The sequence below is a fragment of the Bradyrhizobium sp. WSM4872 genome, assembly GCF_055811715.1.
The window spans coordinates 25,226-38,241 of sequence record NZ_JBVVPT010000037.1; the positions used below are offsets into that span (position 1 = coordinate 25,226).

Below are 13,016 nucleotides of genomic sequence, written 5' to 3' on the forward strand. Positions count from 1 at the left end.
AGGAACCAACTGCCCTCGCGAACATTCTGATGCAGGGTTTGCGCCGGCCCGGCTGGCGTGCGCCCGCGCCCGGGGTCTAATATTGCCTCGATGTTCGCCTCGGGCGGATGGGGGAGCCGTGAGTACAGTCATAGAGAACTTGCTGCTCCGAAAACAGAAGCTGGTTGAGCAGCTCGAAAAGGCGCCCACGGTCGAAGATCGCGACAGGATCGAGCACCAGCTCGAACAGATCAACACCGCGCTGGATTTTCTGGACAGGCCCGGCACGAAAGGCGCGCGGTAGCAGCGCTCAATCGACCTGCAGCGCTTTGGCGTAGACCACGCCCGAATTGGTGACGTGCGTGGTCATCAGCGTCGCGAAGGTGGCGAACTCGCCGCGCGCGAACAGATCGAGCAGCTTGCGATGCTCGTCGAAAGACGTGCGCGTGCGCACGTCGATCGGCGAAGTCAAATTGGTACGCAGTGCTGCGACGCGGCTGGAGGCGAGCTGATAGGATTCGGCGAGATAGCGGTTGCCGCAATGGCTGAACAGCGCCTCGTGGAAAGCGGCATCGGCGCGGCCATAGGCGATATTGTCCCTGGCTGCGATCGCCGGCTCCATCGCCGCGATCGCCTCGCTCATCGTCGTGATCGCACCGGTGCGATCGTGGTGGAAGGCGAGCTCGGCTGCCTTGGGCTCGAGCGCGATCCTGAATGTGCAAAGCGAAGTGATGTCTTCCGCGCTTGGCGTAAAGACAAAACTGCCGACCTGCGGCCGGATCACGACGAGGCCCTGGGCCTGCAGCTGGCCCATCGCCTCACGCACCGGGGTGCGGCTCACGCCGAAGGAGGTTGCCACCATCTCCTCGGAAATGGCGGCGCCGAGCGCGAACTCGCCGTCGATGATGGCTTGACGAAGCCGCTGCATCACCCGCTGCGACAGCGATTTCGGTGCATCGAGCTTCAGCGATCGCATGGTTGCCCTCAGATCACCTTGCCGGGGTTGAGCAGATGATCGGGGTCGAGCGCGGCCTTCAGCGTGCGCATCAGTGCGATCTCGGCCTCGCTGCGGGCATGACCGAGCCACTTCTTCTTCAGCGTGCCGATGCCGTGCTCGGCGGAGACGCTGCCGCCCATCTCGCGCACGAGACCGTAGATGATGGCGTCCATCGCTTCCTTCGGCTGCCGCTCGACGGGAAGGCCGGTCACCCAGGAGACGAGATGCAGATTGCCGTCGCCGATATGGCCGTAATAGACGCTCTCGCAGCCCTCGATGCCGTCGGCCAGCGCCGCCTTGCAGCGCGTGACGAACTCGTCCATCCGCGCCACGGCGAGGCCGATGTCGTAAGAGATGTGCGGCCCCAGCACCTGGCCGAACTCGGCGCAGATGTCGCGCACGCGCCAGAAGCTTTGCGTCTGCGCCAGCGATTGCGCCACGGCGGCGTCGGCGAGCAGTCCGCGCTCCATCAGCTCTTCGAGCCAGCTTTGGAAGCGCGGCGCGTCGAGGCTCTCGTCGGTGCCTTGGGCTTCGACCAGCACGTAGAGGCCGTGGCCTGCGGCGACCGGCGGCTTGACGCCGGCGCGAGTCGTGATCACGTCCCAGTAATCCGGCCACATCACCTCGAACGCCGACAGCAGCGGGCCGAGCCCGCTTCGCGCGGCGCCGAGCAGCGCGATCACCGCGGCATAGTCCTCGAGCGCGCAGAGCGCGGCCATGGTCGAGCGCGGTTTTGGAAACAGCCGCAGCACCACGCGGGTGATGATGCCGAGCGTGCCTTCCGAGCCGATGAACAGATGCTTCAGATCGTAGCCGGCATTGTTCTTCATCAGCTTGTTGAGGCTGGTGATGATGGTGCCGTCGGGCAGCACGACTTCGAGCCCGAGCACCAACTCGCGAGTCATGCCGTAGCGGATCACGCGGTTGCCGCCGGCATTGGTCGAGAGATTGCCGCCGATCGCGCAGGAGCCGCGCGAGCCGAGGTCGAGGGGAAAGAAGAAGCCGGCTTCGTCGGCCGCCTGCTGGATCGTCTCTAGCGGCGTGCCTGCCTTCACCGTCATCGTCATCGAGGCGTGATCGATCTCCTCGATGCCGCTCATGCGCTCCAGCGAGATCGCGACCCAGCCTGCCTCAGGCGATGCGCCGCGGCACAGCCCGGTCAATCCGCCCTGCGGCACGAACGGCAGATGCGCCTGCCCGCAAGTCCGAATCGCATCCGCAACGCCTTGCGCGTCGACCGGGTGGATCACCGCGAGCGGCGTTTGCGGCAGGCTCGCGCTCCAGTCGTTGCAATTGCGCGCGGGCACGTCGGTGCCGACAAGCACAGCAGCCGCGCCGAGCTTGTCGCGCAACGCGCCAAGCAACTGGGTGGGCCGCTCGACGGGGGTCACCATGTTCATGCGAGACCTCCTCGGAATCTGGCTGCGTGTCATGCGCGCCATGACGGGGGAAAGGATTTGCGCCTTTGTTGTATGTAAGGTACAAGGTGGAAAGTAAAGCAAAAACAGCGTTCGGGAAGCCTTCCTCAGATCTTTCGAGATCAGAGGCGTGGTCCGAAGCCACAGCAACGGATGGTGTGATGACGGAGGCAATTCGCGGGTTCTGGGTGGCGTCGGCGACGCCGCTGACGACGGACGGCAGCGTGGACTCCGCAAAGCTCGCGGCCCACGCCAAGCAACTCTTCGGCAAGAGCGTCGACGGTGTCGTGCTGTTCGGCACCACCGGCGAGGGCACCTCCTTCAATGTCACCGAACGGGTCGCGACCATCGAGGCCGTGCTCAAGGCCGGCGTCGCGCCGGACCGAATTGGAATCGGCGGCGGCTTCCCCGCGATCAGCGACAGCATCGCATTGACGCGCGCCGTGCTCGGCCTCGGCCTCCGTCACGTGCTGTATCTGCCGCCTTACTTCGACCGCAGCGTCACCGCTGAAGGCATCGAGGATGCCTTTGCGGCGATCCTCGACGGCGTCGCCGACGATCGCCTGCGTGCCTACCTCTATCATATCCCGCAGATCTCGGGTGTCGCGATCCCGACCGGCGTCGCCGCGAATTTGCGCAAGCGCTACGGCAAGGTCGTTGCAGGCCTGAAAGACTCCAGCGGCGACTTCAAGCAGTTCCAGGCATTCCGTGCCGCCGCGCCCGAGCTCGCCATCACCGTCGGCAACGAGGTTGACATCACCCGCGCGATCGCCGCCGGGGGTGCCGGCACCATCTGCGGCATGGCCAACATCGCGCCGGAGCTGGTCAAGGCAATGATCGACGGCAAGGATGTCGAGGCACGGATGCAGGCTGCCGTGGACATCGTGGTGAAATCACCATCCTTCCTCACGACGCTGAAAGCCATCCTCGCTGCACAGAGGGGCGATGTGAGCTGGCTGCGCGTGCGGCCGCCGCTCCGCGCGTTGTCCGACGGCACCGTGCTCAAGCGGAAGCTCGACGAGCTGACGGCTCCCGCCATCGCGTGAGAACGCGCAAAACCGCGACACGTTGCCGCGCATTCGCGCGCTACGTGTCGCGACCGCTGCGCAATCAATCGAGGATTGCCAAATATCGCGATTGGAGCCTAGAACCATTCAACACTAGAGCGATTCAAGTCCGCTTGCCGTTCTCTTCACGCGCAGCGGCTGTTAGACGCGCCAGCTTCTGCGTCTGACTTGGAAGTGAATCGAAAGTGCGTGTCTATCTGGACGGCCAGCGCGTCAGCGGCCGTCGAACGCCTGCCGGCGAGAGCTGCGCGGGTCTTCTCGTCGGAGCGGCCGTGCTGCTCGCCGAATGTCTCTCCAGCTCGGCGACCGCGCAGGCCCAATCCGCACTGCCGCCGGTGACGGTGGAGGCGCCGGCGCCGCGGCCGAAAGCGGCGCGTGCATCGGAGCAGGCTCCACGGCGCACGCAAACCGCCGCGCGCCAGCGCAATCGCAATCCGGCCCCCGCAGCGCCGACGCTCTCGGAGCGCGCCGCCGCGGAAGCCGCAACGCAACAAGCCGCAAAGCTCGGCTACCGCGCGATGCCGAGCGCAACCACGTTGCGCAGCGGCGCCTCGCCGCTCGACACCTCGCAGGCCGTCAACGTCGTACCCGAGCAGGTGTTGAAGGATCAACTCCCGCGCAACATCGACGACGCGCTCATCAACGTCTCCGGCGTCACCCAGACCAACACGCTGGCCGGCAGTCAGGATGCCGTGATCCGCCGCGGCTTCGGCGATAACCGCGACGGCTCGATCATGCGCAACGGCATGCCGCTGGTGCAGGGACGCAGCTTCAATCCCGCAGTTGAAAGCGTCGAGGTGCTGAAGGGGCCGGCCTCGCTGCTCTACGGCATCATGGATCCCGGCGGCATCGTCAACACCATCAGCAAGCGCCCGGAGCTCTATCAGCATGGCTCGGTCACGCTCCTCGGCTCCGCCTTCAGTGCTTCCAAGACGGGCGCCGACGGCTTGCTCGACGTCACCGGTCCGGTTGGTGACCAGGGCCTCGCCTATCGCTTCATCGGCTACGGCGTCAGCGAGGATTACTGGCGCAATTTCGGCCGCCATCGCGAGATGCTGGTTGCGCCGTCACTGGCCTGGTACGGTCAGGACACCACGGTGCAGCTCAACTACGAGCATCGCGAGTTCATCTACCCGTTCGATCGCGGCACGGCGTTCAATCCGGTGACGAAGGCGCCGCTGGCGGTGCCCACGACGCGCCGGCTCGACGAGCCCTTCAATAACACATGGGGCACGTCGGACCTGATCCAGGCGTCGGTCGAGCACCGCTTCAATCAGGACTGGAAGCTCTACGCCGGCTACAGCTACAACACCGAGACCTTCAGCGCCAACCAGCTCCGCATCTCCACGCTCAACTTTACGACGGGCGTCGAGACCCGCAGCAACGATGGCACGCAGGGCTCGCTCAGCAACGCCAGCTACGGAACGTCCTACATATCCGGGGGCTTCTGGCTCGGCAACATGCGCAACGATGTGGTGTTCGGAGGCGACGGCCAGTATCGCACCATCTACCGGGACAATCTGATCCGGCAGGCAACTCCCGCCTTCAATGTCTACAATCCCGTTTACGGCCTGATCGGGCCGGGAACGACGGTGTCCAATCCAGACAGTGCGCAGACCGACAAGCTCGGCCAATGGTCGATGTTCGTCCAGGATACGCTACATCTGACAGAGCGGTTCGCGTTGGTCGGCGGCGTGCGCTACATGGACTACGACCAGATCGCCGGGCGCGGGAAGCCGTTCGTCACCAACACGAATGTGTCCCACGACAAGGTGCTTCCGCTCGGCGGCGCTTTTTTTAAGCTCACCGACCAGATCTCGCTCTATGCAAGCTACACCGAATCGCTGAAGCCGAATTCGACTATTGCGCCGATCGGCGTTTTGATCGGCTCCAACGTCGCACCGGAAGAAGGCGTCTCATACGAGACCGGCGTGAAGTTCGATCTGAACAAGCGTGTCTCCGGAACGCTGGCGCTCTACGATCTCGACAAGAAGAACGTGCAGACGACGAAGACGAACAGCGCAGGCGTGGTAGAGCTCCACACCGTGGGCCGTGCCCATTCGCGCGGCGTCGAGTTGGACGTCACCGGCAGGCTCACCGATAGCTGGGCCTTGATCGGCAGTTATGGCTACACCGACGCCCGCGTGACGGCATCCGAGGATGCCACTCTCCTCGGTAGGAAACTGCAGAATGTCGCTCTGAACACGGCCTCGCTCTATCTGGTCTATGACTTTGGCACGGCCTTGCCGGGTCAGCTCCGCCTCGGCGGCGGCGCGCGTTATGTCGGTGATCGTCCCGGCGATTCGATCAACTCCTTCTTCCTGCCGTCTTATGTGGTCGCCGATATTTTCGCGACCTATGAGACGAAATACCAGAACACGCCGGTGATATACCAGTTCAACGTCAAGAACCTGTTCGACACCGTCTACTATCCTTCCGCCGTCAACAATCTGAACGTCGCCATCGGCGACGCGCGGCGGGTCTCGCTGTCGGCGACGGTGAAGTTTTAGCGATGGGCATGTCGCGCAGGAACGTCCGTCCGATGATCGCGCCGAGCAGGAGGCGCTGCGCCGATGCGTGAGTCCTGGCGCGCGATCAAGGCGGTCTTGCTTCAGGTCCACTCCATCGCCGGCCTCGTGCTCGCGCTGCTGCTTGCCATGATCGCGCTGACCGGCGCGATCATGAGTTTCGAGGACGAGATCGTCGATCATCTCAACGTCGGCATCATGCAGGTCGCGTCGCGCCAGGCACCGGCGCTGATGCCGGACGAACTGGTTGCGCGCCTGACCGCGATGCAGGACGTCGGCAGGGTCTCCGCCGTCACGCTGGCGAGCGACCCATCCGCCGCGGTGCATGTGCGCTTCGCCCGCGACGAACGAGGCGCGCGGCCGTCCTCGCTCTATGTCGATCCCTATGACGCGCGCGTGTTGGGCGCACCGCGCGGCGAAGAGTTTTTCGCGACCGTGCGCAAGCTGCATCGCTGGCTGTTGATTCCCGGCGACGCCAAGGGCTGGGGGCGTCAGATCACGGGCGTGGCCGCGGTCGGCTTGATCGTGATGCTCATCTCGGGCCTCGTGCTGCGCTGGCCGCGGCGTGCAGGCAGCGTGAAGATGTGGCTGAAGCCCAAGCTCGGTCTCAGCGGACGCGGCCTCCATCGCTCGCTGCACGCGGTGATCGGCACCTGGGTCCTGCCGGTCTATCTGGTGATGACGCTGACCGGGCTGTGGTATTCGTTCGACTGGTACAAGGATGGCGTCGTCTGGTTGCTGTCACGCCCGCAGATCGCCGCCGCGAAGATGCAGCCGAAGATGCCTGCAAAGGCGTCGCGTCCCTCCGGCGCCAGCGAGGCGGCACAGCCGATCGGCTTTGACCGCGCGTGGGCCGCCTTCCAGCGCGAGGAGGGCAGCCGCTTCTCCAAGGCGTTGCTGACGCTGCCCGCCGGCTCGGGCACGGTGATACGGATACGCTCGTGGGGTAAGAATTCCACTCTCGATACCGCGCGCGACGAATTCCGCATCGACGCCGTGACCGGTCAGTTGGTCTCCGCGGAACGCTACGCCGACAAGACGTTTGGCGAGAAGATCATCGCGAACGTGCTCGACATCCACCGCGGCGCGATTCTGGGTTGGCCCGGCAAGCTCGCGTTCATGCTCGCGGCTGTGCTGATGCCGCTGTTCGCGGTCACCGGCGTCCTGCTCTATCTGTCGCGCCGCAGGCTGCGGCGCCCGGCGCAGCCGCGGGTCGGGCAGCTTGTTCCCGGCGAGTGAACGGGCTGTCGCAAAGGCTAGCCAACACTTCTGCAATCGTTCAAAAGCCCATGGCCAATCCTCGTCAGGGTTTACGCCATGAAGCTCACCTCCGTCACTCCCGCCGATATCCGCCGTGCACTGCTGCTCCGCGAGGAGATCGCGCTGCTCGATCTCAGGCACGAAGCTGGTTTCGCGACGGGACATCCGCTGTTTGCCGCCAACATGGCCGCGGACCGGATCGGGATCGAAGCTGAGGTGCGGCTGCCGAGCAAGGACGTGGCGATCGTGCTCTATGATGACGGCGAGGGCCTCGTCACTGCCGGCGCCGACCGGCTGGCCGCGCTCGGCTATACCAATGTCCGCGCGCTCGATGGCGGGCTGAAGGCCTGGCGCGAGGCCGGCTATCAAATCTTCGAGGACGTCAACTCCTACTCAAAAGCCTTTGGCGAGCTGGTCGAGTCGCGCCGGCACACGCCGTCGTTCAGTGCCGACGAGGTGGCAAAACTCATCGCGGACAAGGCCAACATCGCCATCCTCGACGTTCGCCGCTTCGACGAATATGCCACCATGAACATTCCGGGCTCGGTCAGCGTGCCCGGCGCGGAGCTGGTGCTGCGGGCAGGGCAGGCGGCACCCGATGCCGACACCACCATCATCGTGAATTGCGCCGGCCGCACCCGCTCGATTATCGGCACCCAATCGCTGATCAATGCCGGCGTGCCGAACAAGGTCCGGGCGCTGCGCAACGGCACCATCGGCTGGACGCTGGCGCGGCATACGCTCGACCATGGTGCTAAAAGGCGTGGCGCGATCGGATCGTTTAACGGCGGCCCGGCTAATGCGCGCGACGTCGCCTATCGCGCCGGTGTGCGCCACATCGACGCGCGCGAGATGTCTGCGCTTGTCGCGCAGACCGATCGCACGCTCTATCGCTTCGACGTGCGTGACGCCGAGGAATATGCCGCCGGCCATCTCCCGGGCTTTCGCCACTATCCCGGCGGCCAGCTCGTGCAGGAGACGGACATGGCGGCACCGGTGCGCGGCGCGCGCATCGTGCTGACCGACGACAAGGGCGTCCGCGCCGACATGACAGCGTCCTGGCTCGCGCAGATGGGTTGGGAGGTCTATGTGCGGGACGGCGGCTATGACGGCGCACTCGAAATCGGCCCGTCGCACGTCCTGCCCAGGCCCGACCCCGCCCACCGTTACCGCCGCCCCTATGAAGGCACCGGCGTCGACGAGCGCGCGATGCAGGCCTATCTCGACTGGGAATATGGTCTGGTCGACCAATTGCGTCTGGACGAAACGCACGGGTTTTACGTGATCTGACGACCGCCCCGCCATCTTCTCCCCGTATCCGAACCCTATTGTGCTGCGCATCCCCCGCGGTCTATGAGCTGCGGCGAAGCTGTGACCCACGGAGATTCCATGCCAGCCCCAGGCCAAAGCCCTGAGCGGAACGCGAAGGCGCTGCTGCTCGAAGGCGTCAACGACAGCGCCGTGGACCTGTTCAGAACGGCGGGTTTCACCAATGTCGAGCGCCTGACCAAGGCGCTGGACGGCGAGGACTTGCGGCGGGCGCTCAAGGGCGTGTCGTTGCTCGGCATCCGCTCGCGCACCCAGATCACCGATCAGGTGCTGGCGGCGGCCGACCAGCTTCTCGCCGTCGGCTGCTTCAGCGTCGGCACCAACCAGGTCGATCTGCTGGCGGCGCGCAAGCGCGGCGTTCCGGTGTTCAACGCGCCGTTCTCCAACACGCGCAGCGTCGCCGAGCTCGTGATCGGCGAGATCGTGATGCTGCTGCGGCGCATCTTCCCGCGCTCGGTGTCGGCCCATGAGGGCGGCTGGGACAAGTCGGCGACCGGCAGCCGCGAGGTGCGCGGCCGCACCCTCGGCATCATCGGCTACGGCAATATCGGCTCGCAGCTCTCGACGCTGGCGGAGGCGATCGGCATGCGTGTGATCTATTTCGACCGCACCGACAAGCTCCGCCACGGCAACACCGAGCCGGTCGAGAAGCTGGAAGAGCTGCTGGCGCAGAGCGACGTCGTCAGCCTGCACGTGCCCGAGACGCCGGAGACATCAGGGATGATCGGCGAGAAGGAGCTGCGGGCGATGAAGCCCGGCTCCCTCCTGATCAACAACAGCCGCGGCACCGTCGTCGATCTCGACGCGCTGGCGGGAGCTCTGCGCGATGGCCATCTCGCGGGTGCGGCCATCGACGTGTTTCCGGTCGAGCCGTCCTCGAATTCGGACCGCTTCAAGAGCCCGGTGCAGGGCCTCGGCAATGTCATCCTCACGCCGCATATCGGCGGCTCGACCGAGGAGGCGCAGGAGCGCATCGGCGGCGAGGTCGCGCGCAAGCTGGTCGATTTTTTCATCACCGGCTCGACCACGGGGGCCGTGAATTTTCCGGAGGTGCAGCTGCATCTGCGTCCCTCCGGCGCGCGCTTCAGCCACGTTCATCGCAACGTGCCGGGCATGTTGCGCCGGCTGAACGAGGTCTTCCTCCAGCGCGACATCAATATCGCCGCGCAGTATCTGGAGACCTCCGGTGACCTCGGTTACGTCGTGCTCGATGCCGACCTCGGCGGCCAGGATTCAGGCGCGCTGCTGCAGCAGATCCGCAGCCTCGAGGGCACCGTCGGCGCGCGGCTGGTGTTCGAGCACTAGCGTCATTGACGTCCGGCCGGAGGGCGCCTTGAATACGGCCTCCTGGCGGAACGAACGAGAACAGGAAGTGCAGGGGGAAACGATGGCGCAAGGGCGTGCGAAGCTGTGTGTATTGCTCGTGGGCGCAGTGACTGCACTGGGCGCGAGCTCCGCCTCGGCAGCGACGCTGGCCGAGGATGCGGACACCGTCTGCAAGGGTCTCGTCGGCAGCATTGACGCCGTAAAGGTGGATTCGGCGACGTTGCTGGCGCCGTCGCAACTGGCCGTGGCCGAACGCGGCCCGACGCCGTCCGGGCGCGTCACGCCCGCCAATCCCGGCTTCTGCAAGCTGCTCGGCCATATCGATCCCACCGATCCCAAGGCGCCGCCGATCAAATTTCAGGTCAATCTTCCCGTCGAATGGAACGGCCGCTCGCTGCAATATGGCGGCGGTGGATTCAACGGCGTGCTGATCACGGGCCTGATGCTGCCGCCGGCCTATCCCTTCGACAAGCCGTCGCCGCTCGCGCGCGGCTTCGTCACCTACGGCACGGATTCCGGCCACGAATCCAAGCCGGGCGAGCCGCCGCAGCTGTTCGCGCTCAACGACGAAGCCTTCGGGAATTTCGCCCATCGCGCCTACAAGAAGGTGCGCGATGCCGCCGTCGCGCTGATGCAGCGCGCCTACGCCAAAAGACCTGAGAAGATGTATTTCATGGGTTCGTCCGAAGGCGGCCGCGAAGGCCTCACGATGGCGCAACGCTACCCTGATGATTTCGACGGCATCTTTGCCCGCGTGCCCGTCATCAACTGGGTTGGTTTGCAGCATGCCGGCACGCGTTCCGGGCTAGTGACCATGGGTGACGGCTGGATCAATCCCGCCCAGGTGAAGCTCGTGGGCGATGCCGTGCGGGCGGCTTGCGACAAGGCCGACGGCTCCGATGACGCGCTGGTGCAAGATCCCGTGTCCTGCAAGGCGGCGTTCAAGGCGGAGACGCTGCGTTGCGCGAGCGGCAAGACGGGCGATCAGTGCCTCACCGACGCACAGATCAAGGCAATCGAGACCTTGCATGCGACCTACAAATTCCCGTTCCCGCTCGCCAACGGTCTCGACGATTATCCGGGCTGGGGCGTGTCGGGCGAGGATACGCCGGCGGTCGGCCCGACCGGCGGCTGGGTTGCATGGTGGCTCGGCACGGCGCCTCCCGCGCAGCCGCCCGCGCCCAATAACGGCATCGCCTGGATCTACGGCGCCGGCGGCATCCAATATGTGTTCGCGCGCGATCCCAAGCTCGACGTGACGACGTATAAGCCCGAAGAACACAAGGCGCGGCTGCTCGAGGTCTCCAGCCTGATGGATTCAACCGACCCCGATCTCAGCCGCTTTCGCGCTCGCGGCGGGCGGCTGATCATGCTCGAACACATGGCGGACTACGCGCAGAGCCCCTATGCCGGCATCCGTTATTTCGAGAACGTCGAACGCAAGCTCGGCAAGGCCGAGACGGCCGAGTTCGCGCGGCTCTACACCGCGCCCGGGGTCGACCATGTCGGCTCCGGCGCGCCGGCCAATGTCGACATGCTGAGCGTGCTGGTCGACTGGGTGGAAAAGGGCAAGGCGCCCGGCGACCTCGAAGTCGCCGAGCAGAAGGTCGAGGCGCCGTCGTTTGCGACGCTTCGCGCGCTGCCGCTGTGCCGTTGGCCGGCCTGGCCGCACCACAAGAGCGGCCCGGTGACGGAGGCGTCGAGCTTCACCTGCGCGCCGTGACAAGACCAACACGTTTGACAAGAGCCTTGCGCGCCGCTATCTATTTCGCATGCGAAGTAAAGGAGCCGGCGCGGGGCACCATCGGCTGATCTACCTGCTGAGCGTTGCGCAGCGGCGGTTGCAGCGCTGGATGGCGGCGCAGCCTTCGAGCGAGGTCACGCCGGCGCAGGCAGGACTCCTGTTCATCCTGGGCAAGCAGGACGGCGTCCTGATGGGCGAGGCGGGCACGGCGCTCGATCTGGGGCCGGCCGGCATCTCCGGCCTCGTCGACCGCACGGCAGCTGCAAAATTGATCGAGCGGCGAGCCGATCGCGAGGACGGGCGCGCTTGGCGCGTCTGGCTGACGCCGAAGGGCCGTGCAGCGCTCGCACAGGCGAAAACCAACGCGGCACGGGTCAACGCGGCGTTGACGGATGGATTCACCAGTGCGGAGATCGATATCGTCGCGCGCTGGCTGACCAGCATTCGGGACAAGTTTCCAAGAGAACTTTCAACAGAGCTTTCGAAAGATCCAGAGGAATAGAGGAGAGACCCATGACCGAGCACGTCCGGATCGAGAACGACGGCGGAATTCTTGCGCTCACGCTGGCACGCCCCGACAAGAAGAACGCGCTGACGGATGCGATGTACGGCAAGCTCGCCGATGCCATCGAATCCGCCGAGTCCGATGCGTCTGCCCGCGTCATCCTGATCCGCGGCGAAGGCGACATGTTCACTGCCGGCAACGATGTCGGCGAATTCGCGGCGGTCGCAGCGGGCAAGTCGGAAGGAAGCCGCAACGTCGTGCGCTTCATCCAGTCGCTGGCGCGCTGCACCCGGCCCTTGGTTGCGGCGGTGCAGGGCCGCGCCGTCGGCGTCGGCACCACGATGCTGCTGCATTGTGACCTCGTCGTGCTTGCCGACAACGCGCAATTGTCGACGCCGTTCGTCAGCCTTGCGCTGGTGCCGGAAGCAGCCTCCAGCCTGCTGATGCCGGCGCGCATCGGCTACGCCCGGGCCTACGAGATGTTCGCGCTGGGCGAGACGGTGCCGGCCAAATCCGCGCTGGAATGGGGGCTCGCCAACCGCGTGGTGCCGCTCGACAGGCTCGATGCCGAGGCGCTCGCGCTGGCGCAGCGTCTTGCCCGTCAGCCGGCCGGCGCGCTCACCGCCACCAAGAAGCTGATGCGCAATGGCGAGGCGCTGGTCGCGCAGATGAATGCCGAGGGCGAGCAGTTCGGATTGCGCCTGCGCACCGCCGAGGCGCGCGAGGCCTTCACGGCGTTCGCAGAGCGCCGCCCGCCGGATTTCTCCAAGGTTGCGTGATATGGGGGCACCGAGCCTCGTCCGGGGGTGCTCACAGCAATTCGATTAAACTTAACGGAACATTGGCATGTCGCGGGGCAAGGT

General features: G+C 65.5%; 11 protein-coding genes. 9 read left to right on the top strand and 2 right to left on the bottom strand.

The window, feature by feature from the left end:
* The first annotated feature begins 118 nt into the window (after nt 1–118).
* On the top strand, nt 119–283 hold the full coding sequence (locus AC0L3C_RS32260; protein WP_275174072.1) for a hypothetical protein: 165 nt from the start codon (nt 119–121) through the stop codon (nt 281–283).
* A 6-nt stretch (nt 284–289) separates the two neighbouring features.
* Here the strand turns inward: AC0L3C_RS32260 and AC0L3C_RS32265 are convergent, their stop codons facing one another.
* Nucleotides 290–955 carry a GntR family transcriptional regulator gene (locus AC0L3C_RS32265; RefSeq protein WP_473409964.1) on the bottom strand — a complete coding sequence of 222 codons (666 nt, stop codon included), beginning with the start codon at nt 953–955 and terminating at the stop codon, nt 290–292.
* A gap of 8 nt (nt 956–963) precedes the next feature.
* The gene (locus tag AC0L3C_RS32270; RefSeq protein WP_473409965.1) at nt 964–2,376 is read right to left on the bottom strand and encodes an FAD-binding oxidoreductase; all 1,413 of its coding nucleotides are present in this window, start codon (nt 2,374–2,376) and stop codon (nt 964–966) included.
* A gap of 179 nt (nt 2,377–2,555) precedes the next feature.
* On the opposite strand from AC0L3C_RS32270, the gene AC0L3C_RS32275 reads away from it, so the two are divergent.
* The 8 genes from AC0L3C_RS32275 (at nt 2,556) to AC0L3C_RS32310 (ending at nt 12,932) form a co-directional block, all read left to right on the top strand.
* The gene (locus AC0L3C_RS32275; protein ID WP_473409966.1) at nt 2,556–3,440 is read left to right on the top strand and encodes a dihydrodipicolinate synthase family protein; all 885 of its coding nucleotides are present in this window, start codon (nt 2,556–2,558) and stop codon (nt 3,438–3,440) included.
* A gap of 206 nt (nt 3,441–3,646) precedes the next feature.
* Nucleotides 3,647–5,971, top strand: a complete 2,325-nt coding sequence (locus AC0L3C_RS32280; RefSeq protein WP_473409967.1) for a TonB-dependent siderophore receptor — start codon at nt 3,647–3,649, stop codon at nt 5,969–5,971.
* Nucleotides 5,972–6,034: 63 nt separating this feature from the next.
* Nucleotides 6,035–7,228: a PepSY-associated TM helix domain-containing protein gene (locus AC0L3C_RS32285; RefSeq protein ID WP_473278786.1), complete on the top strand. Its 1,194-nt coding sequence runs from the start codon at nt 6,035–6,037 to the stop codon at nt 7,226–7,228.
* A 78-nt stretch (nt 7,229–7,306) separates the two neighbouring features.
* On the top strand, nt 7,307–8,539 hold the full coding sequence (locus AC0L3C_RS32290; RefSeq protein ID WP_473409968.1) for a rhodanese-like domain-containing protein: 1,233 nt from the start codon (nt 7,307–7,309) through the stop codon (nt 8,537–8,539).
* A gap of 99 nt (nt 8,540–8,638) precedes the next feature.
* On the top strand, nt 8,639–9,883 hold the full coding sequence (serA, locus tag AC0L3C_RS32295; RefSeq protein WP_473409969.1) for a phosphoglycerate dehydrogenase: 1,245 nt from the start codon (nt 8,639–8,641) through the stop codon (nt 9,881–9,883).
* 82 nt (nt 9,884–9,965) lie between these two features.
* Nucleotides 9,966–11,627 (top strand): tannase/feruloyl esterase family alpha/beta hydrolase, encoded by a 1,662-nt coding sequence (locus AC0L3C_RS32300; protein WP_473409970.1) that lies wholly within the window; start codon nt 9,966–9,968, stop codon nt 11,625–11,627.
* Nucleotides 11,628–11,676: 49 nt separating this feature from the next.
* Nucleotides 11,677–12,150: a MarR family winged helix-turn-helix transcriptional regulator gene (locus AC0L3C_RS32305; RefSeq protein ID WP_473264432.1), complete on the top strand. Its 474-nt coding sequence runs from the start codon at nt 11,677–11,679 to the stop codon at nt 12,148–12,150.
* Between the two features lie 11 nt (nt 12,151–12,161).
* Complete coding sequence (locus tag AC0L3C_RS32310) at nt 12,162–12,932, top strand: enoyl-CoA hydratase (protein WP_473264431.1); 771 nt, start codon at nt 12,162–12,164, stop codon at nt 12,930–12,932.
* Nucleotides 12,933–13,016: the final 84 nt, after the last annotated feature.

What these genes read in the sequence shown, in the direction of transcription:
- AC0L3C_RS32290 (WP_473409968.1), top strand. Translation starts at nt 7,307, where the DNA reads ATGAAGCTCACCTCCGTCACTCCCGCCGATATCCGCCGTGCACTGCTG.
- AC0L3C_RS32265 (WP_473409964.1), bottom strand. Translation starts at nt 955, where the DNA reads ATGCGATCGCTGAAGCTCGATGCACCGAAATCGCTGTCGCAGCGGGTG.
- AC0L3C_RS32300 (WP_473409970.1), top strand. Translation starts at nt 9,966, where the DNA reads ATGGCGCAAGGGCGTGCGAAGCTGTGTGTATTGCTCGTGGGCGCAGTG.
- AC0L3C_RS32305 (WP_473264432.1), top strand. Translation starts at nt 11,677, where the DNA reads ATGCGAAGTAAAGGAGCCGGCGCGGGGCACCATCGGCTGATCTACCTG.
- AC0L3C_RS32310 (WP_473264431.1), top strand. Translation starts at nt 12,162, where the DNA reads ATGACCGAGCACGTCCGGATCGAGAACGACGGCGGAATTCTTGCGCTC.
- serA (WP_473409969.1), top strand. Translation starts at nt 8,639, where the DNA reads ATGCCAGCCCCAGGCCAAAGCCCTGAGCGGAACGCGAAGGCGCTGCTG.
- AC0L3C_RS32285 (WP_473278786.1), top strand. Translation starts at nt 6,035, where the DNA reads ATGCGTGAGTCCTGGCGCGCGATCAAGGCGGTCTTGCTTCAGGTCCAC.
- AC0L3C_RS32275 (WP_473409966.1), top strand. Translation starts at nt 2,556, where the DNA reads ATGACGGAGGCAATTCGCGGGTTCTGGGTGGCGTCGGCGACGCCGCTG.
- AC0L3C_RS32270 (WP_473409965.1), bottom strand. Translation starts at nt 2,376, where the DNA reads ATGAACATGGTGACCCCCGTCGAGCGGCCCACCCAGTTGCTTGGCGCG.